Genomic DNA, 504 nt, shown 5'->3' with positions numbered 1-504 from the left:
TTGAAAAAAAAGTTCTTGACAATGTCGAAAAGATGTTGTAAGATACATATCGCTGTCGCAAAAAGCGATAAGAAACAAAGCGTGAAAGCAAAAAGTTTCTTATTGGTGCGAAAGCAGGAAATCAAAAAGATTTCCAAGATTTTATTTTTTGAAAGATTTCAAAAAATAAAATAAAAAAAGTTCTTGACAAGCTAAAGCAAAAGTGATAAGATATATATCGCTGACGCAAACAGCAAGTCAGTAACACTGATAAAGAAATGTCGGTGTAAAAAAGGTCGGATAAAGACCTGGAACCTTGATAATTGAACAGTAAAACAACCCTGAAAATTCTAAAATAAATTTTCAAAGTTCTTATCTAACACATGCAGATAAGAATATGCGAGGTAAATCGGATTTCTTAATGAAATTCAGACGCGAAGTTGTGAAACAACTTCTAATGGCAAAATTTATTAAAATTTTGTCTATGCCAAGTTTTACTTGGACAGGTCAAAACTTAAACATGAG

The sequence above is a fragment of the Clostridium sp. AM27-31LB genome (assembly GCF_003480745.1).
Lineage (GTDB): Bacteria > Bacillota > Clostridia > Lachnospirales > Lachnospiraceae > Butyribacter > Butyribacter intestini.
This window is presented reverse-complemented; position numbering follows the sequence as displayed.